The organism is Pseudomonas sp. CFBP 13719, from assembly GCF_014842095.1.
Taxonomy (GTDB): Bacteria; Pseudomonadota; Gammaproteobacteria; order Pseudomonadales; family Pseudomonadaceae; genus Aquipseudomonas.
In genome coordinates, this window is record NZ_JACYVB010000004.1 from 279,150 (window position 1) to 304,688 (window position 25,539).

Consider the following 25,539-nt stretch of genomic DNA (forward strand, 5'->3'; position numbering starts at 1 on the left):
AGGGCAGTGGGTGCAAGCCCGCTCATGGCATAAGTCTTGCGCCGTTCTCTTACCTTCCAGGCTCGCAGGAGGCTCGCCGTGTCGATTCATGTCGCATTGAACCATGTCACCCATTATCGCTATGACCGCGCTATCGACGTCGGCCCCCAGGTGGTGCGTCTGCGCCCCGCGCCGCACAGCCGTACGCGAGTGCTTTCCTATGCCCTGAAGGTGTCGCCAGCGCAGCATTTCATCAATTGGCAGCAGGACCCGCAGGGTAATTACCTGGCCCGCCTGGTGTTTCCGGAGAAGGCCACCGAGCTGCGCATCGAAGTGGACCTGGTTGCCGAGATCGCGGTGTTCAATCCCTTCGATTTCTTTCTCGAGCCGCATGCGCAGCAGATGCCTTTCGCGTACACCGACGAAGAGCAGCATGAGCTGGCCCCCTATCTGGAAACCCTGGCCCTGACGCCGAGGTTTCAAGCGTACCTGGACGGCATCGACCGTACGCCGATCCCCAGCATCGATTTTCTGGTCAGGCTGAACCAGCAACTCAGCCAGGACATTCGCTACCTGCTGCGCATGGAACCGGGCGTGCAGACGCCCGAGCACACGCTGCTCACCGGTGCCGGCTCGTGCCGCGATTCCGCCTGGCTGCTGGTGCAGCTGATGCGCCGGCTGGGGATTGCCGCGCGCTTCGTCTCCGGCTATCTGATCCAACTGGTTGCCGACGAGCAGGCCTTGGACGGTCCGTCGGGTACCGATGTCGACTTCACCGATCTTCACGCGTGGTGCGAGGTGTATCTGCCCGGTGCGGGCTGGATCGGTCTGGACGCCACCTCCGGGCTGTTCGCCGGGGAGGGCCACATTCCCTTGGCGTGCAGCCCCGAGCCCTCGTCGGCGGCGCCGATCAGTGGGCGGGTAGAGCCGTGCGAAGTGACGTTTTCGCACCGGATGTCGGTGCAGCGTATCTGGCAGACGCCACGCGTCACCTGGCCTTTGAGCGAAGAGCAATGGACGGGCATGCAGACGGTAGGGCAACGGGTCGATGCCGATCTGCTGGCAATGGATGTGCGCCTGGGCATTGGCAGCGAGCCGACTTTCGTGGCCATGGATGGCGATGCTTGCGCGAGGTGGAACGCTCGAAGCGACACGCCGGCCAGTCGTTTCAAGGCCACGTCGATGCCCGACGTGTTCAGCGTCGACATGCCCCCGTCCACAAGTTGGACGCAGTCGGTCCAGGGTGTGGATGAGCTGTACGAGCAGGCCCGACAGCATCGCCTGGAGGTTCAGCGGTTCATGATCGACGGTCGGCAGACCGGCACCGGCGCGGGTAATCCGTTGCTGCTCGGTGGGACGACGGCGGCGGATTCGCCGTTTCTACGGCGGCCCGACCTGCTGCGCAGTCTGATCGGCTATTGGCATGATCATCCGGCTTTATCGTATCTGTTCAGTGGCACTGCCTGGCCGACGCCGCGGGTCGACGAAACGCGCAGCGATGCGCTGTACGAACTCGAGATCGCCTTGGCGCAATTGCCCGCTGTCGGCGTGCCGTGCCCGCCGGGGCTGATCGACCGTGTGCTGCGCCATCTGCTGGTGGATGTAACCGGTGACCCTGCTGGTGCGCAGTTCTGCATCGCCCGGCTGGATGGCGACGGGCCGGGAGAGCGGGCGGGTCTGCTGCGCCTGCAGGGCCTCGAAATGCCGCCTCATGGGCGCATGAACCTGACTCTGCAACTGTTGCTGCGCAGCCTGGTGGCGCGCTTCTGGCGCACGCCCTATGCACCGGCCAGGCTGACCCGCTGGGGAACGCAGCTGCACGACCGCTTCATGTTGCCGTACTTCATCGAGCGCGATTTCGCCGAGGTGATCGACGATCTCAATGCACACGGCTATGCCGTGGATGCCGGATGGTTTGCCGCACAACGGGCGTTTCGTTTTCCAACAATGGGCGACTGCGTTGTAGAAAATATTGCCGTGGAACTGCGCCACGCCCTGGAGCCTGGCCCCGGACGAGGCAGTGCCAGTGGCGCACCACAGTCGCCGGACGCATCGCTGGAACGCGTGCAGGTGCGCGTCAACGGGTTGCTGGCGAATCGTTATCGGCTGGCCGTCAATGGCCGGCCCTTGCCGCTGACCGCCACCGGTCGCGCGGGCGAGTTCGTTGCGGGGGTGCGCTACCGTGCCTGGCAGACGGAGCACGGCGAGCACGTCGCCGGCCCGGTTCATGTGCCCCTGACCTTCGACATCGTCGACACCTGGACGCAGCGCTCGCTGGGGGGGTGCCAATACCATGCCGTTCACCCTGGCGGGCGCAACTACGAAAGCCCACCGGTGAATGCCAACGAAGCAGAAAGCCGGCGCATGGCGCGGTTCTTCCGAATTGGCCACAGCCCCGGCAGGCTGGTGCTGCCGCCGCTCAAGGTCGACGATGACTTGCCGATGACCCTGGACATGCGCCGCGCCCCTTGAGGCGAGGAGTGCCCCATGGACGGTATCCGTGCACCGTGCAGGCTGCGATAATCGTTCTTCTCACCGCTGCCCCCGAGCTTCGCCATGTCTGACCTGCTTGATCGTTACTCGCTGTCCGGCGGGTCCTATCATGAAATGCTCGACCCCGATGGCGGCGTGCGCCCGCACTGGCAGCGCCTGTTCGAGCACCTGCAACGCAGTGCGCCAGGCCAGTTGTCGCAGCGCCAGGCGTCGTTGACACGGCAGATCCAGGAAAACGGCGTCACCTACAACGTCTACGCCGACCCCAAGGGGGCCGATCGGCCATGGGAGCTGGACCTGCTGCCGCACATCATTCCTGCCCACGAATGGCGACAGGTCGCGGCGGGCATCGCCCAGCGGGCGCGCTTGCTCAACGCCGTGCTGGCCGATATCTACGGCCCGCAAACGCTGATTGCCCAGGGGCTGCTGCCCGCGGAGCTGATCTTCGGGCACAACAACTATCTGTGGCCGTGCCAGGGCATGCAGCCGCCGCAAGGCACGTTCCTGCACCTGTATGCTGCGGATCTGGCACGCACGCCCGATGGACGCTGGTGGGTCACTGCCGACCGTACCCAGGCGCCCTCCGGCGCAGGCTATGCACTGGAAAACCGCATGGGCCTGTTGCGGACCTTTCCCGAGCTCTACCGCGACTTGAAAGTGGAGCACATGGCCGGTTTCTTCCGCACCGTGCAAGACACCATGAGCCGACTGGCAGCCAGCGCCAACGAGGCGCCGCTGGTGGTGCTGTTGACGCCTGGGCGGTTCAACGAAAGTTATTTCGAGCATCTGTACCTGGCGCGCCAGCTCGGCTATCCGCTGGTCGAGGGCAGTGACCTGACCGTGCGCGAAGCGACCGTCTACCTGAAAACCTTGAGCGGTCTGCGCCGGGTGCACGCCATCATGCGTCGCCTAGACGACGACTTCTGCGACCCTCTGGAGTTGCGCACCGACTCGGCTTTGGGCGTGCCCGGCCTGCTCGACGCCGTGCGCCAAGGCAATGTGATGGTGGCCAATGCCTTGGGCAGCGGTGTGCTCGAATCGCCCGGGCTGCTGGGCTTTCTGCCGCAGATCTGCGAGCACCTGTTCGGCGAAACCTTGATCCTGCCTTCCATCGCCACCTGGTGGTGCGGCGAGCCGCCGGTGCTGGCCCAGGCCCTCGAGCGGCTGGACGCGCTGGTGATCAAGCCGGCCTTTCCATCGCAGAACTTCGGTCCGGTGTTCGGTCGAGACCTGGACGCTGCCCAGCGGCAGGCGCTGACCGAACGCATTCAGGCCCGGCCGTATGCCTACGTTGCTCAGGAAATGGCGCAGCTGTCCCAGGCGCCGGTGTGGCACTGTCACGGCAACCACCTGCAGCCACGGGCGATCGGCATGCGCGTGTTTGCGGTCGCCGCTGCCGACGGTTACCGGGTCTTGCCCGGTGGCTTGACCCGGGTGGCGACGGACGCCGATGCCGAAGTGGTGTCGATGCAGCACGGCGGCGCCAGCAAGGACACCTGGGTGTTGGGCGAGCACGCTCCGGTCGGCGAGCAGTGGCGTGCGCAGCGGGCCATCGGCGTCCATGACCTGGTGCGCATGGATCCCTACCTGCCTTCGCGGGTGGTGGAAAACCTGTTCTGGTTCGGCCGTTACTGTGAGCGTTGCGACGGCAGTGCGCGGTTGCTGCGGATCATTCTCGGCCGCTACCTGGACGGCGACGATCCTCAAGCGCTGCAGGCCGCCGTCGATCTGGCCGAGAGCCTGCACCTGTTGCCCGAAGAGGGCGACCTGCGCGAGCGCCTGCTGACCGCCCTGCGCGGCGAAGACTGGGCGTTCAGCCTGCGCGCCAACCTGCAGCGTCTGCAGTGGGCGGCGTTTCAGGTGCGCGGCAAGTTGTCGCGAGAGAACTGGCAGGCGTTGGGCGAACTGCAGCGCGAGTCACTGATGCTCGAAGTCGACGTACCAGACCTGGGCGAGTCGCTCGACTTTCTCAATCGGTTGGTGATGAATCTTGCCGCGCTGTCCGGCTTTGCGCTCGACGACATGACCCGCGATGAAGGCTGGCGGTTTCTGATGATCGGACGGCGCATCGAACGCCTGCAGTTTCTCAGCAATGGTTTGTCGGCGTTTCTGGCAAGCGATGCCCTGGACGATCAGGCAGGCTTGGACTGGCTGCTCGAGTTGGGCAACAGCAGCATCACCTATCGCTCGCGCTATCTGGCCGTGCCGCAGTTGATTCCGGTGCTGGACCTGCTCCTGCTCGACGCGCAGAACCCCCACGCGGTGTTGTTCCAGCTCAAGCTGGTGGCGCGGGCCGTGCGCCGCCTGAGCGATGAGTTCGACATGCCGGTGGATCGTGCCCTGGAGCCGCTCATCGAGCGTGTCGCCCGCTTCGACCTGGGCACCCTGGAAAATGCGCTGTTCGGTGAAGCCAGCGTGCGCGCCGTGCTCGAGGGCTTGCGCAGCCTGCTGCAGGATATCGCCAGTGTCAGCGTTCAGGTATCGGACCGCCTGGCGTTGCGCCATTTCGTCCATGTCGATGATGTCAGCCAGCAAACGGTGTCGGTGTGATGAGCGCGCATTACCAGATCGTTCACGACACCCGTTACTGCTACGACAGCCCAGTGTCGCTGGCCAAGCAGCTGGCGCACCTGTGGCCAAGGCCCTGCGCGTGGCAGGTATGCCACGAGCAAGCACTGCAGATCAGCCCTGAACCGACGCGGCGTACCGATGAGCTCGATGTGTTCGGCAATCCGCTGACGCGGCTGGCGTTCGAGCGCCCTCACGATGAGCTCAGGGTCGGCGCGCGTCTGCATGTCGAGGTGCTGCCACGAATGCCGCTCGTGCTCGCGCTGTCGCCGGCCTGGGAGTCGACCCGCGATGCCCTGTGCTACAGCGGTGGGCCAGTCGCGACGCAGGTGCTGCAGGCTTGTCGCTACCGCTTCGAGTCCCCCTACGTGCGCCTGAAAAAAAGCTTCGTGGCGTTTTCCGCCAGTTGCTTTCCGTCCGGCCGGCCGATGTTGCAGGGAGCGCAGGCCTTGATGCAGAAGATCTTCAGCGAGTTCACGTTCGATGCCATGGCTACCCAGGTGGCGACGCCCTTGGTCGAGGTGTTGGAGAACCGCCGCGGCGTCTGCCAGGACTTTGCCCACCTGATGCTGGCGTGCTTGCGCTCCCGCGGCCTGGCGGCACGCTATGTCAGCGGCTATCTGCTGACCCAGCCGCCGCCAGGGCAACCGCGGATGATCGGTGCGGATGCGTCGCACGCCTGGGTGTCGGTGTTTTGCCCGGTGCTGGGGTGGGTCGATTTCGACCCCACCAACAACGTTCAGCCGGGGCTGGAACACATCACCTTGGCGTGGGGGCGTGATTTCAGCGACGTGTCGCCCTTGCGCGGAGTGATTCTGGGCGGCGGCGGGCATGATCCCGAGGTGCGCGTGACTGTCCTGCCAATGGCTTGAGCCGAATGTTTACCGCGGATGTCTGACTGCTGGCAGATTGCTGCAGGCTGCGGCCAATCGTGAAATGATGGCCGTCGTAGCCTTTCCCCCTGCCTGGAGACTCACATGTTCGCAAAAGCTGTAGCGGTATCGGTGCTCGCGTTGGCCAGCGGTCAGTTGCTGGCGGCCGAGTGTTCGACCACCGTCGATTCGACCGACCAGATGACCTTTGCCACGAAGGCTATCGAGATCAGCAAGAGCTGCAAGATGTTCACGGTCAACCTGACCCACTCCGGCAGCCTGCCCAAGGAAGTCATGGGGCACAACTGGGTCCTGAGCAAGGAAGACGATGCCCGCGGCATCGCCATGGACGGCATGAGTGCCGGCATCGACAACAGCTACCTGAAGAAAGGCGACGAGCGCGTGATTGCGTACACCAAGGTCATCGGCGCCGGGGAGAAGGATTCGGTGTCGTTCGACGTGTCGAAACTGTCGGCAGAGCAGAAGTACCTGTTCTTCTGCTCGTTCCCGGGTCATCTGGCCATGATGAAGGGGGCAGTGACCCTGGTCGATTGAGTGTTCGCCTCGACCACGTAGGAGCGGTCATCGGCCGCGAAGCAGGCTACGCGGTATTCCTGATTCACCGCGTTGACCTTTTCGCGGCCACGGACCGCTCCCACAGGACGTCCGCCACTGCGTGTACTGGCTTCAACCAGGCACCTTGAACACGTGGCGCAGGTAGGCGACGAAATTCGGGTCGCGGCACTGGGTCTTGGCGGCTTCGTCGGAAATCTTCGCCACCGGCTGGCCATTGCAGTCGGTCATTTTGAGCACGATGTTCATGGGTTCAACGCCCGGAATGTCGCAGGTCAGGTTGGTGCCGATGCCGAAGCTCACATTGATGCGCCCGCGCAGTGCGCGAAATATCTGCAAGGACTTGGGCAGGTCCAGCCCATCGGAAAACACCAGGGTCTTGGTCATCGGATCGATGCCTAGCTTGCGGTAATGAGCGATGGCCTTTTCTGCCCAGACCACCGGGTCACCCGAGTCGTGACGCAAGCCATCGAACAGCTTGGCGAAGTACAGGTCGAAATCCCCGAGAAACGCATCCATGGTGATGCAGTCGGTGAGGGCGATGCCAAGCAGGCCACGGTACTCGCGCACCCAGCAATCGAGGGCGGCGATCTGGCTGTCGATCAAGCGCGGCCCCAGTTGCTGATGAGCCATGATCCACTCGTGGGCCATGGTGCCCAGCGGTTTGAGGTCCAGCTGACGGGCCAGGTGCATGTTGCTGGTGCCGACGAAGCGCCCCGGAAACTCGTGCTTGAGCACCGTGACCACTTCCTCCTGCACCTTGTAGGAAAAGCGTCGACGGGTACCGAAGTCGGCCACCTGCAATTCGGCCAGCTCTTCACTGCTGGCATTGGCCTGCAGCCATTCGAACTTGCGGTAGAGTTTTTCCCGCGGCTGGCTGAGCAACACATCGGGATAGCGAATGCGGTTGCGCACCTCGCTGACCGTGGCCAGCAGTGGCACTTCGAACAGGATCACATGCAACCACGGCCCGCGCAGGCGAATGAACAGCTGGTCGTTCTCGATGCCGATGCTCAGGTAGCGCAGGTTGAAGCGGAACAGACCCAGGAAGCGCAGGAAGTCGGGCTTCATGAAATTGATGCCTTCCAGAAAGCTCAGCTGGTCCGGGCCCAGGCTCAATTCGGACAGCTGCTCAAGCTGTTCACGAATGTCGTTCAGGTAGGGCCGCAGGTCTTCGCCGTTGCGACAACGAAACTCCCACTCGACGTCGACGTTGGGGTAGTTGTGCAGTACAGCCTGCATCATGCTCAACTTGTAAAGATCGGTGTCGAGCAGATTTTGCACGATGCGATCGGCGAATACGCTCTCGCTCATCAGGGTCTCCAGAACCGCGTGCCTCATTTGGAACGGCGGTGGCGCACAGTAAGGGCACATTCTGCCAGCTTTTTGGAGCGTGGGTGGGCGCGACAGTGACCTCGCAATGCGCACCAGTGCCGATGCGGCCGTGATGGCGCCGGTGACGCTGCGCAGCGCAGCGCCAGGCACGCTCCGCGAGCAGGGTGTGGTGCGCGGTGTAGCGGTTATGCACCGACAGTGTGCACTTCGGTTACGTCGGTTGTTACAGCATGGTTGCCCACAGGCGCCACGGGAGGTTGCAATGATGGCGCGCCTGGGTTGTACCTGCGCTGTTTGGGGGTGCCACCATCCCCATGGCAGACGGTTGCACGACCTGTAGGAAATGGTTCCGGCACGACTCGATACCCTTGAAAATGAAATCTGCGCAAGTTGGGCAAATGCGCTGGCACGGCCCTTGCTCGGAGCAATGCGCTGAAGCTGTAGTGCCAACCAAAAAATTCAGGAGCACCACTCATGTCGCAGACGTTCTACAGGAAAGGTTTTCTGGCTCTCGCAGTGGCAGCTGCGCTGGGCGCTTCGTCGATTGTTCAAGCCGACGTCAAGATCGGCGTAGCAGGGCCGATGACCGGTGCCAACGCATCGTTCGGCGAGCAATACATGAAGGGTGCACAAGCGGCAGCGGACGCCATCAACAAGGCCGGTGGCGTGAACGGGGAGAAGATCGTGCTGGTGGCCGGCGATGATGCCTGCGAGCCCAAGCAGGCTGTGGCTGTAGCCAACAAGCTGGAGCAGGATGGGGTCATCGGCGTGGTCGGCCATTTCTGCTCCTCTTCCACCATCCCCGCATCGTCCATCTACGCGGATGGCGGCATCCTCATGATCACCCCGGGCTCGACCAACCCGCAGGTGACCGAGAGCGGTCTGGACACCATCCTGCGCATGTGCGGTCGTGACGACCAACAGGGCATCGTGGCTGGCAACTACATCGTCGATGTGCTCAAAGGCAAGAAAGTTGCAGTCATCAACGACAAGGACACCTATGGCAAAGGCCTCGCCGATGCCACCGCCAAGCAGCTGACCGCTCGCGGTGTCAAACCGGTACTGGAAGAAGGCCTGACCCGCGGCGAGAAAGACTTCAGCGCCCTGGTCACCAAGATCCGCTCCACCGGCGCAGACGTGGTGTATTTCGGCGGCCTGCATCCCGAAGCCGGCCCACTGGTTCGGCAGATGCGCGAGCAGGGCCTCAAGGACGTCAAGTTCATGTCCGATGACGGCATCGTCACCGACGAGCTGGTCACCACTGCCGGCGGCGCGCAATACGTCGACGGTGTGTACATGACCTTTGGCGCCGATCCGCGCGCGTTGCCCGACAGCAAGGCGGTGGTGGACGAGTTCCGCAAGTCCGGCTACGAGCCTGAAGGCTACACCCTGTACGCGTACGCTTCGTTGCAGGCTTTGGCCGCAGGCTTCAACGGCGCCAAGTCGAACAAGGGCGAAGAGGCTGCCAAGTGGCTGAAGGCCAACCCGGTCAAGACCGTCATGGGCGAGAAGGCCTGGGACACAAAGGGTGACTTGAAAGTGTCCGACTACGTGGTCTACCAGTGGAACGCCGAGGGTAAGTACAAGCAGCTGGAACAGCAGAAGTAGGACGTTTGCGCTGGCGCACGCCAGTCCGGGCCGCCCTTGGGGTGGCCTACGTTTCCCTCAATACCGCCTGACGGGTGGCGGGTGGGCCAAGGCCTGCCCGCACCTTGCGCGGTGCGCGGTTCCAGACGTTCGTGAGAGTGCATGATGGACGGTATCTTCCTGCAACAAATGATCAACGGCCTGACCCTGGGGTCGGTGTACGGCTTGATCGCCATTGGCTACACCATGGTCTACGGCATCATCGGCATGATCAACTTCGCTCACGGCGACGTGTACATGATCAGTGCCTATCTGGCCGCCATTGGCTTGGCCGTGCTGTCGTTCTTCGGCCTCGAATCCTTTCCGTTCCTGATCCTCGGCACATTGGTGTTCACCATCGTGGTCACCGGTGTGTACGGCTTCGTGATCGAGCGCGTGGCCTACAAGCCGCTGCGCAACTCGACCCGGCTGGCGCCGCTGATCAGCGCCATCGGCATATCGCTGATCCTTCAGAACTACGCGCAGATCAGCCAGGGCGCTCGCCAGCAAGGCGTGCCGACCCTGCTCGAAGGGGCCTGGCGCCTTGAAGTGGGCACCGGTTTCGTGCAGATCACCTACACCAAGATCTTCATCCTCATCGCTGCCTTCGTGGGCATGGGCGTGCTGACCTACATCATCAAGTTCACCAAGCTTGGGCGCATGTGCCGCGCCACCCAGCAGGATCGCAAGATGGCCTCGATCCTGGGCATCAACACCGACCGGGTCATTTCCTACGTCTTCATCATCGGCGCGGCCATGGCGGCGCTGGCCGGCGTGTTGATCACCATGAACTACGGCACGTTCGACTTCTACGCCGGGTTCATCATCGGCATCAAGGCGTTCACCGCAGCGGTACTGGGTGGCATCGGCTCACTGCCCGGGGCCATGCTCGGTGGCTTGATACTGGGGGTTGCCGAATCGCAGTTCTCCGGCTTGATCAACTCCGACTACAAGGATGTGTTCAGTTTCGGCCTGTTGGTGCTGATCCTGATCTTCCGTCCCCAAGGCCTGCTGGGTCGCCCACTCGTGGCGAAGGTATAAGTATGTCCGCACCTACTGCCAAACCTATCGATATCAAGAAAAGCCTGGTCGACATGGTCATTGCCGGCCTGCTGGCGCTGATCGTGTTCGGCCCCATCGTCGGCATCGTGCTCGACGGCTACAGCTTCAATCTGCAACCGGCCCGCGTCGCCTGGCTGGTGGCAGCGGTGATGGCCGGGCGCTTCCTGCTTAGTCTGTTCCTGCAGACGCCGCGTGGCCGCAGCATTTCCCAGAGCTTCGAAAGCTCGGGGTCGGGTGTGCACGTGCTAGCGCCGGACTACAAGTCGCGGCTGCGCTTCATCATTCCAGCGCTGATCGTGATCGCCATCGTGTTTCCCATCTTCGCCAACAAGTACATCCTTACCGTGGTCATTCTCGGGTTGATCTACGTGTTGCTGGGCCTGGGCCTGAACATCGTGGTCGGTCTGGCCGGCCTGCTCGACCTGGGCTATGTGGCGTTCTATGCCATCGGCGCCTACGGCCTCGCCTTGGGCTACCAGTACCTGGGCCTGGGCTTCTGGTCGGCGCTGCCGCTGGCCGCGATCGCGGCGGCGCTGGCGGGGTGCATACTGGGTTTCCCGGTGCTGCGAATGCACGGGGACTACCTGGCCATCGTGACCCTGGGCTTCGGCGAAATCATTCGCCTGGTGCTCAACAACTGGTTGTCGTTCACTGGCGGTCCCAATGGTGTGCCGGTACCTTCGCCCACCTTTTTCGGCCTGGAGTTCGGTCGTCGCGCCCGTGACGGCGGGGTGCCGATCCACGAGTACTTCGGCTTCGAATACAACCCCGACCTGAAATTCGTGTTCATCTACGCCGTGCTGTTCCTGGTGGTCCTGGCCGTCCTCTACGTCAAGCATCGACTCACCCGCATGCCCGTAGGGCGTGCCTGGGAAGCCCTGCGCGAGGACGAGATCGCCTGCCGATCGATGGGCCTGAACCACGTATTGGTCAAGCTTTCGGCATTTACCATCGGTGCTTCCACCGCCGGCCTGGCCGGGGTGTTCTTCGCCAGCTACCAAGGCTTCGTCAACCCGACTTCGTTCACCTTCTTCGAGTCGGCTCTGATTCTTGCCATCGTCGTGCTGGGCGGTATGGGTTCCACCGTGGGCGTGGTGATTGCTGCCTTCGTGCTGACCGTGGCACCGGAGCTGCTGCGCAGTTTCTCCGAGTATCGGGTATTGCTGTTTGGCGTGTTGATGGTGCTGATGATGATCTGGCGACCACGTGGCCTGATCCGTATCAGCCGTACCGGCATCAAGCCAGTCAAGGGCGCATTGATCGACGCCAAGGGGACTACGCCATGAGTAACGAAGTCATTCTTTCGGTCGAGAAATTGATGATGCACTTCGGTGGCATCAAGGCCTTGAGCGATGTCAGCCTGCAGGTCAGGCGCAACTCGATCTTTGCCCTGATCGGCCCCAACGGCGCAGGCAAGACCACTGTATTCAACTGCCTCACCGGGTTCTACAAAGCCACCGGCGGGCGCATCGAACTCAACGCTCGCGGCCAGAAGACCAACGTCATCAAGCTGCTCGGCGAGCCGTTCCAGGCCACCGACTTCGTCTCGCCACGCAGCTTCGCCAGCCGCGTCTGGTACAAGATGTTCGGCGGGACTCACCTGGTGAACCGCGCAGGGCTGGCCCGGACCTTCCAGAACATTCGTCTGTTCAAGGAAATGTCGGTGCTGGAAAACCTGCTGGTGGCCCAGCACATGTGGGTCAACCGCAACATGCTGGCAGGCATCCTCAACACCCGTGGCTACCGCAAGGCCGAAGAGGACGCTATCAAGACAGCGTTTTACTGGCTGGAGGTGGTGGACCTGGTGAACTGCGCCAACCGCTTGGCCGGTGAGCTTTCCTATGGCCAGCAACGCCGTCTGGAGATCGCCCGGGCCATGTGCACGCGGCCCCAGGTGATCTGCCTGGACGAACCGGCGGCGGGCCTCAACCCCCAGGAAACCGAGGCGCTGAGCGGCATGATCCGCCTGCTGCGTGACGAGCACGATATGACGGTGGTGCTGATCGAGCACGACATGGGCATGGTGATGAGCATTTCCGACGACATCGTGGTGCTGGACCACGGCAATGTAATCGCCAAGGGCGGCCCGGAGCAGATCCGCAACGACCCCAAGGTGATCGCGGCCTATCTGGGTGCCGAAGAGGAGGAGCTGGTATGAGTACGCCCATCCTCGAAATGAAGGAGATCGACGTTCACTACGGCCCGATCCAGGCGCTGAAGAAAGTCTCGCTGCACATCAACGAAGGCGAGACGGTCAGCCTGATCGGTTCCAACGGTGCGGGCAAGTCGACGCTGCTGATGTCGATCTTCGGCCAACCGCGCGCCAGTGCGGGGCAGATCATCTACCGGGGCACCGACATCACCCAGAAGTCGTCCCACTACATCGCTTCGAACGGCATCGCCCAGTCGCCGGAAGGCCGCCGGGTGTTTCCCGACATGTCGGTGGAAGAGAACCTGATGATGGGCACCATCCCCATCGGCGACAAGCACTCGAGTGAAGACATGCAGCGCATGTTCGAGCTGTTCCCACGGCTCAAGGAACGGCGCAATCAGCGTGCCATGACCATGTCCGGAGGCGAGCAGCAGATGCTCGCGATCGCCCGTGCGCTGATGAGTCGACCCAAGCTGCTGCTGCTCGACGAGCCGTCGCTGGGGCTGGCACCGATCGTGGTCAAGCAGATCTTCTCGACCTTGCGCGAGCTGGCCCAGAGCGGCATGACCATCTTCCTCGTCGAGCAGAACGCCAACCATGCGCTGCGGCTTTCCGATCGTGCCTATGTAATGGTCAACGGCGAGATTCGCCTGACTGGGACGGGGCGTGAATTGTTGAGCAACGACGAGGTGCGCAATGCGTATCTGGGCGGTCATTGAAAACACCTGAACGACCCATCGAACGCCCCGTCAGGGGCGTTTTTCATCGCCGTGCACAATTGTGGAAAACAAATTCGCTGGAACCTCCACGTGCGACATAAAACCACTGTTGGTCACTGAAACGCCACAATCCACGCTTGTCCCCAATTGCTGTGGAACCGGTTGTGGACAAGTTGGTGGTATACCCCTGCAAGCCTTGTAGCACGTGGCCTGTAAGCGATTGATCAAAAATCGCACAGTGCATCCTCGAGTCGCACGAGCGGCGTTTGTCAACTGTTTTATCCACCGTGCCAATCAGAGTGACAGCACCCGGTCATCCTGTGGATAAGTCTGTGAACAAGCCTTGGAAATACCTCGAAAAGGGGCGGTTTCACTGGCGTTGCGCCTTTGGTCGTGTGACCGCCCCAAACTGAATGTGGTTTCTGCATACGCATTGCATCCGACCGGTCAAGCCAAAAAATTCTAATGGCTTCCAGCCAGCCTGGCTTTCGACACAATCGCGCAGGCCGGAGTTGCCCCCAATCTCTGTGGAACCGCTTGTGGATAAGATGCGGGTAACCACCCCTGGGCCCGCAGCCACGAGGGTTTGAGGACCCTGCTCGATTATTGATCAGTTGCATACGGTCGATCCGCCGGGCATTCTGCAAAACCCCATTCACGGTGGCGACGGTTCGAACGGCCTGCGCATTGCGTGGGCACGCTCCGTGGCTACCCCCGCAGGAGACCCGCATGACTTCCACGGTATTCATCACTGGCGCCACGTCCGGATTTGGCGAAGCCTGCGCTCGCCGTTTTGCCGAGGCAGGCTGGTCGCTGATCCTCACCGGCCGTCGCGAAGAGCGCCTCACGGCACTGAGCGAAGAGCTGTCGGCAAAGACGCGGGTGCATCCGCTGGTGCTCGATGTGCGCGACAGAAAGGCCATGGAGGCAGCCATTGGCGGATTGCCCGAGGAGTTCGCCAGTATCAGTGGGCTGGTCAACAACGCCGGTCTGGCACTGGGTGCCGATCCTGCGCCCAAGTGCGATCTGAACGACTGGGACACCATGGTCGATACCAACGTCAAGGGCCTGATCTACGCAACGAGGCTGCTGCTGCCGCGTCTGATTGCCCACGGCAAAGGCGCCACCATCGTTAACCTGGGTTCCGTGGCGGGCAATTACCCGTATCCAGGCAGCCACGTCTACGGCGCCACCAAGGCCTTCGTCGGGCAGTTCTCGTTGAGTCTGCGCTGTGACCTGCAAGGCACCGGCGTGCGCGTCACCAACCTGGAACCTGGGATGTGCGAGAGCGAGTTCTCCCTGGTGCGTTTCGGCGGCGACCAGGCACGTTACGACGCTACCTATGCCGGCGCCAATCCGATCCAGCCGCAGGACATTGCCGAAACCATTCATTGGATTCTGACCCAGCCTGCGCACATCAACATCAATCGCCTGGAAGTGATGCCGGTCACGCAGTCGTGGGCCGGCTTCGCCGTGGAGCGTCCAGGCAAGGCGTGATCGGCCCTCGTGTCAGATGAACGCCTGCAGGCCCTGATAGCAGGTCAGCAGGTGATAGGGGGTGGTCGATGGCATGTCCGTGCGGCTGACCCTCCCGGTGCCATCGCGGCATTCGTGCCAGCCGCCAGGGTGCAGGAAGCGCCCGCGCAGTACCTGTAGTTGCGCAGCGACCGCTGCACCGGGCTGCAAGGTCAGCGCTCGCAGGTATTCGGCCTGTGCCCAGATACGCTGGGTGGCGTCCAGTACCTGGCCGTCGAACGTGAGCATGCTCATGACCACGCCGTCCCGAACGCCCGTGCGCTGTGCATAGCCGAAGGCGCGCTGCAGGGAGAGGTGCAGCGCACTGTCCTGCAATAGCGGTGAGGTCTGCACGAGGAACAGCCATTCGAACTGATGACCCGGCTCGAACCAGTTATCCACTGCACCGCGCGGCTTCTCCAGCATGATGCCGTGCTCGGGCTCCACGAAGCGCGCCTGCATGGCGTCGCACAGCGCCTGCAGCGCCGTCTGCGTGGGTTGGTCGTCACGCACTGCCAGGGTTGCCAGGAAGCCTTCGGCCAGGTGCATCAAGGGGTTCTGTAGCGGTCCGGTGCCCAGGTTCGCCCAGTCTTCGCCGAGCACGGCCTCGTACAGGCCGTCATCTGTGGAAAACCGTGTGGCAATCACTTCGAGGGCGGCATTGAGCACCGATTCCACCAGCGGTTCGCGCACCTTGGCCCAGTAGTGCGCGCAGGCGAAGACGATGAAAGCGTGGGTGTAGAGATCCTTGCGTCGATCCAGCGGGCGGCCCTGGGCGTCGATGCTGTAGAACCAGCCGCCGTGTTCGGCATCGTGGAAATGCCGTTGCAGGGAACGGAACAGGGTGGCGGCGTGTTCGCGGGCACCGGGTTGCTCGATCAAGCTGGAAAAAACGTATAGCTGACGGGCGCAGGCCATGGCGCGGTAGCGCTGCGCCGGCAACGGCTGGCCGACAGCGCTCACGGCTTCGAACGGCAGGCCGAGTTCGTTATCGAAGCCGGCTCCTTGCCAGAGTGGCAATACGATTTCGCGAAAGTGCGCTTGGGTGGCCGCCAGGGCGGCGTGCAGCGTTGGGTCGGGCATTGGCGGGATCATCGCAGGCGTTTTGCGCGACATGGTAGCAGGTGTCGGGCACGGCTCCTAAAGCAAGGCCCCCGGACAGAGGGCCGCGCCGCCATCAGCCGGCCAGCAGCCAGGCACCGGTCAATGCCGACAGAGCACCGGCCACGCGCACCAGCGGCGCTGCTGCCGTTGGCAGGAACCGAACGACGGCATAACCCGCCGCATGCAGAGCTGCGGTCGCCGCAACGAAACCGGCAGCATAGGCAACCGGGCTGGACATGTCCGGCAATTCCAGGCCGTGAGCGACGCCGTGGAACAACGCGAACAGCGCAGTGGCGAGCACCGCCAGGAGCAACGGTGGCCGCACGGCCAGTGCCACGGCCAGGCCCAGCGCCAGTACCGAGGCGGCAATGCCGCTTTCCAGTGCGGGCAGCTGCAGGCCGGCGAAACCCAGCAGGCCACCGATCAGCATAGTGCCGACGAAGGTGCAGGGCAGGGCCCAGCGTGCCGCGCCTTGCTGCTGCGCCGCCCACAGGCCGACGGCAAGCATGGCCAGCAGGTGGTCCAGACCACCCAGAGGGTGACCGATGCCAGCCAGCAGGCCATTGTCGCCGTGGCCCGGATGAGCGAAGGCCACGGCCGGGGTCAGCAGCAGGGCTGCGCAGGTGAAAAGCGTCTTGAAGGTCATGCGTGTCGGTTCCTTATCGTCGTGATCACGGTGATTGCGGGCAAGGGCGCGCGGGGTTCAGGCGGCGTCGAGCAGGCCTTGGCGTTCGATGAAGGCAATGATCTGCTCCAGACCCTGCCCGGTTTTCTGGTTGCTGAAGACGAACGGCTTTTCGCCGCGCATGCGTCGGGTGTCACCGTCCATCATTTCCAGTGACGCGCCTACCAGCGGCGCCAGGTCGATCTTGTTGATCACCAGCAGGTCGGACTTGCAGATGCCAGGACCGCCCTTGCGCGGCAGCTTGTCGCCAGCGGACACGTCGATCACGTAGATGGTCAGGTCCGACAGCTCGGGGCTGAAGGTGGCGGACAGGTTGTCCCCACCCGACTCCACGAGGATCAGATCCAGGCCCGGAAAGCGCCGGTTGAGCTGGTCCACGGCTTCCAGGTTGATCGACGCGTCTTCGCGGATGGCGGTGTGCGGGCAACCGCCGGTTTCCACGCCGATGATGCGCTCGGGCGCCAGTGCCTGGTTGCGCACTAGGAAGTCGGCGTCTTCGCGGGTGTAGATGTCGTTGGTGACCACTGCCAGGTTGTAGCGATCACGCAGGGCCAGGCACAGGGCCAGGGTCAGCGCGGTCTTGCCGGAGCCTACCGGGCCTCCGATACCGACACGCAGGGGTTGGGTATTCATGGTGATTCTCCTAGGAACGGAACAAGCGGCTGTACTGGTGCTCGTGGGCCATGCTCGCCAATGACAGGCCGAAGGCGGCGCTGCCGTAGTGTCGGGGATCCAGTTCGGTGGCAGCGAACTGTGCCTGCTGTAGCGTCGGCAGCAGTTGTGTGGTGAGGCGCTGAGCGGCCTGTTGGCCCAGGGGCAGGGTTTTCATGAGCACCGCCAGCTGGTTTTCCAGCCAACTCCACAGCCAGGCTGCGAGGGCATCCTGTGCAGGGATACCCCAGGCGCGTGCGGCCAGCGCCCAACCCAGGGCCAGGTGGGGCTCTTCGAGCTGGGCCAGATAGTCGCGGGCCGCTGTGTCCAGTTCGGCAAGGCCGAGCAACAGCTGCTTGAGCGAGTAGCCCATTTGCCGACTCTCGAGTTGCAGCTCGCGGGTTTCTCGACTCGCGCGGTGTTCGGCGCACAACTCCAGCAGTTGTCCCCAGTCCTCTTCGGCGGCGGCCACGCAGTGGGCCAGCAGCAGGGGGGCCTCGAAACGTGCCAGGTTGAGCAGCAGTTGGTCGGCGATCCAGCGATGGGCGCTCTGCGCATCGGTCACCGTGCCTTTTTCCACGGCCATCTCCAGGCCCTGCGAGTAGCTGTAGCCGCCAATCGGCAACTGCGGGCTGGCCAGGCGCAGCAGGGCCCAGGCGTTGTTCACGTGCGCACGCCGAACTGGTGAAGTTTGGGTGCGTAGTTGAAGTCTTCTTCGCCATGACGGGAGTGATGGTGACCGCCGCCATAGGCACCATGTTCTGGCTGGAAGGGCGTAAGCAGCGGCTCGGTCTGCGCGCCAAGCTGTTCGAGCATGGCCTTGAGCACGTAGTCGTCGAGCAGGCGCAGCCAGCCGTCGCCGACTTGCAGGGCCACGTGGCGATTGCCCAGATGGTAGGCGGCGCGCGTCAGCTCGAAGGCGCTGCTGCAGGTGACATGAAGAAGCGCCTCGGGCCGTGCGCATACGCGCACCACGCGGCCATCCTCGGCCTGCAGGCATTCACCGTCGTGCAACGGAGGTTGACCGCGTTCCAGAAACAGACCGACGTCTTCACCCTCGGCACTGAAACAGCGCAGGCGACTTTTGCTGCGGGCCTCGAAGTTCAAGTGCAGTTCGGCAGCCCATTGGCCCGTGGGGGCGATTCGGCGATGGATGACCAGCATTGGCGGCGTCCTTTTCAGAGCAGTGGCCAATGCAGAGCAAGTGTCTTGCCAACCTGAGAATGGCGGATAACCCAAGGGCAGCCGCTAGAAAAGAGGGCGACATCGTGCACTTGTTCGGTGCGCTAGGTGTTCGCGTGCACCGGCAGGTAGCGCAGGCGCTACTGACCGAGGCCCTTCCAGTATTTGGCGCCGATGAAGATGAAGCGCAATTGCTGGCCGATCTTCGCCTCTGGGGTCAGGTGGGCCGGCAAGTCGGCCGCCGGTGGGTCGATCAGCTCGGGGAGCGTGGCGAATACGGCTTTGACGACCAGATCGGCCATCACCTGCAGTGACGCGCTGCTCAGGTGCTGCCATTTGGGCATGGAGCCCAGGTCGGTGGCCAGGTCGGCGCTGATGCCGGCGCGCAGGCTGGCAATGGCTTGGCGTACGGGCAGGGAACCACCGTATTGCTCGCGGGCGAGAAACAGGAATTGCGGGCGGTTGGCAGCGACCCCGTCGAGAAAGATGCGTACGGAAGCCGCAGTGAGCCCGCCGACCACTATTTCATGGTGACGAACCAGGCGCAGGGTGGCGCGGAACGTGGCGTCCACTTCGTTGACCAGGGCCAGGCCGAGCTGATCCATATCGTCGAAATGGCGATAGAAACCGGTGGGTACGATGCCGGCAGCCTTGGCGACTTCGCGCAGGCTGATACTGCCGAAACCTCGACCGGCCGCCATCAGTTGGCGCGCTGCTTCGAGGAGGGCGAGGCGGGTCTGCTGTTTCTGTTCGGCGCGAGGCAACATCGACGGAGCTTCTGTGAAGGGCAGCGAAGAACTCTAGCAAATTGACAGGCGGGGCGTCGAACCAAGCGGGCGAGGTGGTGGGTTATGCGCAGGCGGCAAGCCCGGCTTGGGGAGACCGGGCTTCGTCGGATAGATCAAACCGCAGCATCATGCGTTGGCTTGGCCTTGGCGATCGAGCAGGCGCTGCGAACCGTTCTCAGCGAAGGTGCCTTGTGGAGTGCGGTCCGAGCCGTCTTCAGCGAAGGTAGCCTGTGGGGTGCGGTCCGAACCGTTCTCGGCGAAGGTGCCTTGTGGGGTACGGTCCGCGCCGTCTTCGGCGAAGGTGGCCTGTGGGGTGCGGTCCGCGCCGTCTTCGGCGAAGGTGGCCTGTGGGGTGCGATCGGAACCGTTCTCGGCGAAGGTGCCTTGTGGAGTGCGATCCGAGCCATCTTCGGCGAAGGTGGCCTGTGGAGTACGGTCCGAACCGTTTTCGGCGACAGCGCCTTGTGGGGTGCGATCGGAACCGTCTTCGGCCAGGTAGCGCTGGCTGAAGCTGGCAGCGCTGGAACGAAGTTCGGCGGAAACACTTTGATCGGCGGCTGGCATGGCAAAAGCGTTGGCAGCGAGGACCGAGAGAGTCAGGGAAAGCAGCAATTGGCGTTTCATGATGTAGGCGCTCCTTGGGAGGGCAGTAATTGGGTACAGAGCCAATGCTACTCTTTGAAATTCGATAGAAAAGTTCATAAAGGCAATGGTAACAATCAACGAAAATGATGTTTTGCCGCGAGGGCTCTAGATCGAGGGTTTCAGTGCACCAGTGCGGTGTGTTTTCAGGTCCGAAGCACTGTCGTCGAGCGTCACCATTGGTAACGTTGATAGTGAATGAAGCCTCCTGCATGCATCGCCGACGCGGCTCGTGCCGCTGCTACAGGGGCAGACCGCGATCCCTGTAGCAGCGGCGCGAGCCGCGTCTGGGTTCATCGCATTGCATCAGGCACACCGCATCCGCCGTTGAAGCGGCTCGCGCCCAGGCTCGAAAAACCCAAAAACTAAACCCTCGAGGCGTTTATCAGTCCTACCCTTGTTAGGTAGCACCCTCTGTGCTCGCGGGAGCACGCAGTCTCAAGGAGCCCGCAATGACGCGCCCACGTAAAATCATCGCCTGGACCCTGGGCAGCCTGTTGGTCCTGCTGGTGATATTGGTGGTGGTGATCGCCACCTTCGATTGGAATCGAATCAAGCCCACGCTCAACGAAAAAGTATCCGAAGCCCTGCATCGGCCCTTCGCCATCAATGGCGACCTTGCTGTGCACTGGCAGCGTGAAACGGATGAGGGCGGCTGGCGTGCCTGGGTGCCGTGGCCGCGCTTCGTCGCGCAGGACATCACCCTCGGCAACCCCGACTGGTCGCAGAAACCCCAGATGGCAAGCCTGCAGAAGGTCGAGTTTCGCCTCTCGCCCCTGCCGCTGCTGGCTCAGCGGGTGGTCATACCGCGTATCGACCTGACCGGCCCAGACGTTGCCCTGCAGCGCTTGGCAGATGGACGCGCCAACTGGACCTTCCAGTTCGACGAAAAAGACCCCAATGCCGAGCCTTCCAAATGGGTCATGGACATCGGTGCCATAGGCTTCGACAAAGGCGTGGTGGCTTTCGACGACCAGACGCTCAAGACCTCGGTCAAGGTGGTGATCGATCCGCTGGGCAAGCCTATTGCCTTCAGCGATATCGTCGGCAGCGGTGCAGCCAAGAAAGTCGCCGACCAGGGCGCCAGTGCACAGGACTATGCCTTCGGCTTCAAGGTCGATGGCCGCTACAAAGACCTGCCGCTGTCGGGCTCGGGCAAGATCGGCGGGCTGCTGGCGCTGCAGGATGCGACGCGACCGTTTCCCGTGCAGGTCGACCTGCGCATTGCCGATACCCGTGCGGCAGTGGCCGGTACCCTGACCGACCCACGCAACCTCGGCGCCCTGGACCTGCGCCTGCGCTTGAGTGGCAGCAGCCTGGGCAACCTGTACCCGCTGACTGGCGTGACCCTGCCGGATTCTCCCGCCTACGAAACCGATGGGCACTTGTTGGTCAAACTGCACGAGCCCGGCGGTGCGTCGTTTCGCTATGAAGGCTTCAACGGCAAGATCGGCAACAGCGACATCCACGGTGATCTGGGCTTCGTCGCCAGTCAGCCAAGGCCCAAGTTGAGCGGCGCGCTGGTGTCCAACCAGTTGCTGTTTGCCGACCTCAAGCCTTTGATCGGCGCTGATTCCAATACCGAGCAGAAGGCTCGGGGCGGGGCCAGCAAGCAGCCCACCGGCAAGGTGTTGCCAGTCGAAGAGTTCAAGACCGACCGCTGGCGTGCCATGGACGCCGATGTCGAATTCACCGGACGCAAGATCGTCCACAGCGAAGAACTGCCATTCACCGATCTGTACACCCATGTGGTGCTCAATGACGGCAACCTGCGCCTGGAACCTCTGCGCTTCGGCGTGGCCGGTGGCAAGCTGGATGCGCAGATTTCGCTGAACGGGCGTACTACGCCGTTGCAGGGTCGTGCCAAATTGACCGCGCGCGGGTTCCAGCTCAAGCAGCTGTTTCCCACGTTCGAGCCCATGCGTACCAGTTTCGGGCAGCTAAACGGCGATGCGGACATTACCGGCACCGGCAATTCGGTGGCGGCGTTGCTGGGTTCAGCGGACGGTAATCTGAAGATGCTGGTCAATGATGGTGCCGTGAGCCGGGACCTGATGGAAATTGCCGGACTCAACGTCGGTAATTACCTGATCGGCAAGATCTTCGGCGACAAGGAGGTGGAGATCAATTGCGCGGCGGCCTCGCTGGGCATCAAGAACGGGCTGGCCAGCACCGACCTGTTCGTTTTCGATACCGAGAACGCGATCATCTACGTCGACGGCACGGTGAATTTCAAACAGGAACAGCTGGACCTGAAGATCTCGCCGGAGTCGAAGGGCTTCCGCCTGCTGTCGCTGCGCTCGCCGTTGTATGTCCGCGGCCCGTTCGCCAAGCCCAACGCCGGTGTGCAGGCAGTGCCATTGTTGCTACGCGGTGCAGGTATGGTCGCATTGGGCGCTACCATCGGGCCTGCGGCGGGCCTGCTGGCGCTGGTCGTGCCCAGCGGCGGCGAGCCGAACCAGTGCACGCCATTGCTGGAGCAGATGAAGTCCGGCAAGGCACCCAAGACCGTGCCTGCTTCCTGAGACGGTTCGAGGGGTGCTCCCGAGCGCTGCGGTGTGTCAGTTGAATCGAGTCGCGCCTTTCGCGGCCACGGACCGCTCCTACATGGGGCTGCGGTACTCCTGTAGGAGCGGTCATCGGCCGCGAAACGGGCGCTGCGGTGTAGCAGTTGAATCGCGTCGCGTCCTTCGCGGCCACGGACCGCTCCCACATGGGGTTGCGGCACGCTTGTAGGAGCGTTCATCGGCCGCGAAACGGGCGCTGCGGTGTGTCAGTTGAATCGAGTCGCGCCTTTCGCGGCCACGGGCCGCTCCTACATGGGGTTGCGGCACTCCTGTAGGAGCGGTCATCGGCCGCGAAACGGGCGCTGCGGTGTGTCAGTTGGATCGAGTCGCGTCCTTCGCGGCCACGGACCGCTCCTACATGGGGCTGCGGTACTCCTATAGGAGCGGTCATCGGCCGCGAAACGGGCGCTGCGGTGTATCAGTTGGATCGCGTCGCGCCTTTCGCGGCCACGGACCGCTCCTACATGGGGTTGCGGTACTTCTGTAGGAGCGGTCATCGGCCGCGAAACGGACGCTGCGGTGTATCAGTTGGATCGCGTCGCGCCTTTCGCGGCCACGGACCGCTCCTACATGGGGCTCCGTTACTCCTGTAGGAGCGGTCATCGGCCGCGAAACGGGCGCTGCGGTGTAGCAGTTGAAACACGTCTAGTCTGACGCGGCCGTCAGGCACAAAAAAGCCAGAACCGAAGTTCTGGCTTGGGACCTGCGGCGGGCTTTTACAGCGCGCCGTAGATGTCCGCCATGTCATCAGCGTGTTCTTCTTCCTGGGCCAGGATGTCTTCGAAGATACGGCGAGTGGTCGGGTCCTTGTCGCCGATGTACTGAATGATCTCGCGATAGCTGTCGATCGCAATCCGCTCGGCCACCAGGTCTTCGTAGACCATCTCTTTCAAGCTGTTGCCGGCAACGTACTGGGCGTGGGAATTCTTGGTCAACAGGTCGGGGTTGAATTCCGGCTCGCCACCCAGCTGCACAATACGTTCGGCCAACTTGTCGGCGTGCTCGGCTTCCTGCTCGGCGTGTTCCTTGAATTCATCGGCTGCGATGCTCGCCTTCAGGCCGTTGGCCATGAAGTAGTGGCGCTTGTAGCGCAGTACGCACACCAGTTCGGTCGCCAGCGAGCTGTTGAGCAGCTTGATGATCTCTTCGCGGTCGGCATCGTAACCTTCGGTGACCGCGCCGTTCTCGACGTGCTGGCGCGCACGGGCGCGCAGTTCTGCTACAGATGTCAGTTGGGAAGTTTCGAGGTCGATCATGATTGTCTCCAGCTATACGGTTTTGGCCGTCGCGCTCTGTTGCCCCGATTCGGGGCCCGGCGGGATCGGTACATAGGTCTCGCTACACAGTTGTGAGTCGCGGCGGCGACGAAAAGTTTTATTACAAATGGCCCGGGGAGGGCCTTTCGTCAGCCGCCTGGGGCAGGATTACGGTGCGGTTTCGTTAAGCTTGCGTTGCTCGCAAGTCATGAAGCCCTTGGTGGCAACATGTCCCGAACTGTCGAAACTCACGTAGTAGGGCTGCTGATGGCCTTCACGGGTCAAGATGTAGTTATTGCAGGTGCCGTACATGGAGTTGGCAGTGCCGGCAACGACGGTCGAAGGCGTGCCGCCGATGGCCAGAACCTGTTGCATGGTCATGCCTTTCTCGACCTGCTTGACCAGTGGCGCGTCACGGTAGGTCACGAAGTCCACCGGGTTCTGCACGGTGGTGTTCGATGAACAGCCAGCCAGCGCGGCCACGGCAAAGAGTGCTGCCAAAGATTGCTTGTACATGGGGAGTCGCTCCTTCGTTGGGCCGTGAGTGGCCCCGTGATGCTTGGAGCGCATCGACCGCGCGATAGTTCTGAAATCTTTCAGCCAGCAAAGCTCCTGCAGAGCGCTTGGAGACTGGCTGCGATGGAAAACAAATGACGCAATTTAGCCACGGATCGGCATGCGTCCGCCTACTGGCCCTTCGCTCGCAACGCTGGCAGACTGCCTGTCCTTTCGAATCGCTCGCTTCTGAGGCTTTATGCCCATGTTTTCTTCGCGTCAAGTGCTGATCGCCAGCTGGATTCTGGTGTTCGGCGGCCTTCTGCTGGTCTTGCCGATGCGCCTGCTGCCGAGCTTGCTGGCCGGCCTGCTGGTATTCGAACTGGTCAACATGCTCACGCCGCAACTGGAACGCCTGATTGCGGGGCGGCGTGCACGGTGGGTGGCAGTGGCGTTGCTGGGCACCTTGGTGGTCAGCAGCCTGGCGCTGCTGTTCGCCGGCGTCATCAGTTTCATCCTGCACGAGGCGGAAAACCCCGGCGCTTCGCTGAACAAGTTCATGGGCGTGGTGGACCGCGCCCGCGGCCAGTTGCCGCCTTTCATCGACGCCTACCTGCCGGCCAGTGCCGCCGAGTTTCGCGTGGCCATCAGCGGCTGGCTGAGCAAGCACCTGAGCGATCTGCAACTGGTGGGCAAGGATGCGGCGCACATGTTCGTGACCCTGCTGATCGGCATGGTGCTGGGAGCCATCATCGCGCTGCAGACCATTCCCGATCCCGGACAGCGCAAGCCACTGGCGGCGGCATTGTTCGATCGCCTGGCTCTCTTGGTGCGGGCCTTTCGCAACATCGTTTTCGCGCAGATCAAGATTTCGCTGCTGAACACCTTCTTCACCGCCATTTTCCTAGCCGTGGTGTTGCCGCTGTGCGGGATCAAGCTGCCGCTCACCAAAACCCTCATCGTGCTGACCTTCCTGCTCGGCCTGTTGCCGGTAATCGGCAACCTGATCTCCAACACCTTGATCACCATCGTCGGACTGTCGCTGTCGATCTGGGTGGCGATTGCAGCGCTGGGCTATCTGATATTGATCCACAAGGTCGAGTACTTCCTCAACGCGCGGATCGTGGGCGGGCAGATCAGTGCCAAGTCGTGGGAGCTGCTGCTGGCCATGCTGATATTCGAGGCGGCGTTCGGACTGCCCGGGGTGGTGGCGGGGCCGATCTATTATGCGTATCTGAAAAGTGAGTTGAGGCAGGCGCAGTTGGTCTAGGGTTT

General features: G+C 62.7%; 22 protein-coding genes. 12 read left to right on the top strand and 10 right to left on the bottom strand.

What is annotated here, in order from left to right; genetic code table 11:
• The first annotated feature begins 78 nt into the window (after window positions 1-78).
• The 4 genes from IFT57_RS15895 (at window position 79) to azu (ending at window position 6,467) form a co-directional block, all read left to right on the top strand.
• Window positions 79-2,451, top strand: a complete 2,373-nt coding sequence (locus tag IFT57_RS15895) for a transglutaminase family protein (protein ID WP_192152004.1) — start codon at window positions 79-81, stop codon at window positions 2,449-2,451.
• 84 nt (window positions 2,452-2,535) lie between these two features.
• The gene (locus IFT57_RS15900) at window positions 2,536-5,022 is read left to right on the top strand and encodes a circularly permuted type 2 ATP-grasp protein (protein WP_192152005.1); all 2,487 of its coding nucleotides are present in this window, start codon (window positions 2,536-2,538) and stop codon (window positions 5,020-5,022) included.
• A complete protein-coding gene (locus IFT57_RS15905; RefSeq protein WP_192152006.1) occupies window positions 5,022-5,912 on the top strand; it encodes a transglutaminase family protein in 891 nt (296 codons plus the stop codon). The genes IFT57_RS15900 and IFT57_RS15905 overlap by 1 nt, the downstream gene beginning before the upstream one ends.
• Window positions 5,913-6,017: 105 nt before the next feature.
• Complete coding sequence (gene azu, locus IFT57_RS15910; protein ID WP_192152007.1) at window positions 6,018-6,467, top strand: azurin; 450 nt, start codon at window positions 6,018-6,020, stop codon at window positions 6,465-6,467.
• A gap of 132 nt (window positions 6,468-6,599) precedes the next feature.
• On the opposite strand, the gene pncB is transcribed toward azu, so the two are convergent.
• Window positions 6,600-7,799 (bottom strand): nicotinate phosphoribosyltransferase, encoded by a 1,200-nt coding sequence (gene pncB, locus IFT57_RS15915; RefSeq protein WP_192048130.1) that lies wholly within the window; start codon window positions 7,797-7,799, stop codon window positions 6,600-6,602.
• A gap of 495 nt (window positions 7,800-8,294) precedes the next feature.
• On the opposite strand from pncB, the gene IFT57_RS15920 reads away from it, so the two are divergent.
• From IFT57_RS15920 to IFT57_RS15945, 6 genes are all read left to right on the top strand, one after another.
• Complete coding sequence (locus tag IFT57_RS15920; RefSeq protein WP_192048131.1) at window positions 8,295-9,428, top strand: branched-chain amino acid ABC transporter substrate-binding protein; 1,134 nt, start codon at window positions 8,295-8,297, stop codon at window positions 9,426-9,428.
• Between the two features lie 144 nt (window positions 9,429-9,572).
• The gene (locus tag IFT57_RS15925) at window positions 9,573-10,487 is read left to right on the top strand and encodes an ABC transporter permease subunit (RefSeq protein ID WP_122480658.1); all 915 of its coding nucleotides are present in this window, start codon (window positions 9,573-9,575) and stop codon (window positions 10,485-10,487) included.
• Window positions 10,488-10,489: 2 nt separating this feature from the next.
• The gene (gene livM, locus IFT57_RS15930; protein ID WP_122796511.1) at window positions 10,490-11,794 is read left to right on the top strand and encodes a high-affinity branched-chain amino acid ABC transporter permease LivM; all 1,305 of its coding nucleotides are present in this window, start codon (window positions 10,490-10,492) and stop codon (window positions 11,792-11,794) included.
• On the top strand, window positions 11,791-12,666 hold the full coding sequence (locus tag IFT57_RS15935; protein WP_122480349.1) for an ABC transporter ATP-binding protein: 876 nt from the start codon (window positions 11,791-11,793) through the stop codon (window positions 12,664-12,666). The genes livM and IFT57_RS15935 overlap by 4 nt, the downstream gene beginning before the upstream one ends.
• Entirely contained in the window at window positions 12,663-13,379 is a 717-nt protein-coding gene (locus tag IFT57_RS15940; RefSeq protein WP_122714635.1) for an ABC transporter ATP-binding protein, read from the top strand. Before IFT57_RS15935 ends, IFT57_RS15940 begins: the two co-directional genes overlap by 4 nt.
• Before the next feature lie 729 nt (window positions 13,380-14,108).
• On the top strand, window positions 14,109-14,876 hold the full coding sequence (locus IFT57_RS15945) for an SDR family oxidoreductase (protein ID WP_192152008.1): 768 nt from the start codon (window positions 14,109-14,111) through the stop codon (window positions 14,874-14,876).
• A 12-nt stretch (window positions 14,877-14,888) separates the two neighbouring features.
• Here IFT57_RS15945 and IFT57_RS15950 read toward each other — a convergent pair whose 3' ends face one another.
• The 7 genes from IFT57_RS15950 to IFT57_RS15980 all read right to left on the bottom strand — a co-directional run bounded on the left by IFT57_RS15950 (window position 14,889) and on the right by IFT57_RS15980 (window position 19,928).
• On the bottom strand, window positions 14,889-15,977 hold the full coding sequence (locus tag IFT57_RS15950; protein ID WP_192152009.1) for an AGE family epimerase/isomerase: 1,089 nt from the start codon (window positions 15,975-15,977) through the stop codon (window positions 14,889-14,891).
• Between the two features lie 94 nt (window positions 15,978-16,071).
• A complete protein-coding gene (locus IFT57_RS15955; protein ID WP_192152010.1) occupies window positions 16,072-16,644 on the bottom strand; it encodes a HupE/UreJ family protein in 573 nt (190 codons plus the stop codon).
• A 57-nt stretch (window positions 16,645-16,701) separates the two neighbouring features.
• Entirely contained in the window at window positions 16,702-17,316 is a 615-nt protein-coding gene (gene ureG, locus IFT57_RS15960; protein ID WP_122714639.1) for an urease accessory protein UreG, read from the bottom strand.
• 10 nt (window positions 17,317-17,326) lie between these two features.
• Entirely contained in the window at window positions 17,327-18,001 is a 675-nt protein-coding gene (locus IFT57_RS15965) for an urease accessory protein UreF (RefSeq protein ID WP_192152011.1), read from the bottom strand.
• Window positions 17,998-18,498 (bottom strand): urease accessory protein UreE, encoded by a 501-nt coding sequence (ureE, locus tag IFT57_RS15970; RefSeq protein ID WP_192152012.1) that lies wholly within the window; start codon window positions 18,496-18,498, stop codon window positions 17,998-18,000. The genes IFT57_RS15965 and ureE overlap by 4 nt, the downstream gene beginning before the upstream one ends.
• 158 nt (window positions 18,499-18,656) lie before the next feature.
• Window positions 18,657-19,283 carry a TetR family transcriptional regulator gene (locus tag IFT57_RS15975; protein WP_192152013.1) on the bottom strand — a complete coding sequence of 209 codons (627 nt, stop codon included), beginning with the start codon at window positions 19,281-19,283 and terminating at the stop codon, window positions 18,657-18,659.
• A gap of 147 nt (window positions 19,284-19,430) precedes the next feature.
• Window positions 19,431-19,928 carry a hypothetical protein gene (locus tag IFT57_RS15980; RefSeq protein ID WP_192152014.1) on the bottom strand — a complete coding sequence of 166 codons (498 nt, stop codon included), beginning with the start codon at window positions 19,926-19,928 and terminating at the stop codon, window positions 19,431-19,433.
• A gap of 470 nt (window positions 19,929-20,398) precedes the next feature.
• Between IFT57_RS15980 and IFT57_RS15985 the strand changes: the two genes are divergently transcribed.
• Window positions 20,399-22,471 (top strand): AsmA family protein, encoded by a 2,073-nt coding sequence (locus tag IFT57_RS15985; RefSeq protein ID WP_192152015.1) that lies wholly within the window; start codon window positions 20,399-20,401, stop codon window positions 22,469-22,471.
• A 758-nt stretch (window positions 22,472-23,229) separates the two neighbouring features.
• Here the strand turns inward: IFT57_RS15985 and IFT57_RS15990 are convergent.
• Both IFT57_RS15990 and osmE read right to left on the bottom strand, forming a co-directional pair.
• Window positions 23,230-23,769, bottom strand: a complete 540-nt coding sequence (locus tag IFT57_RS15990) for a ferritin-like domain-containing protein (protein WP_122714645.1) — start codon at window positions 23,767-23,769, stop codon at window positions 23,230-23,232.
• A gap of 168 nt (window positions 23,770-23,937) precedes the next feature.
• Entirely contained in the window at window positions 23,938-24,285 is a 348-nt protein-coding gene (gene osmE, locus IFT57_RS15995) for an osmotically-inducible lipoprotein OsmE (RefSeq protein WP_122480337.1), read from the bottom strand.
• A gap of 238 nt (window positions 24,286-24,523) precedes the next feature.
• On the opposite strand from osmE, the gene IFT57_RS16000 reads away from it, so the two are divergent.
• Window positions 24,524-25,534, top strand: a complete 1,011-nt coding sequence (locus IFT57_RS16000) for an AI-2E family transporter (protein WP_122801427.1) — start codon at window positions 24,524-24,526, stop codon at window positions 25,532-25,534.
• The last annotated feature ends 5 nt before the right edge of the window (window positions 25,535-25,539 follow it).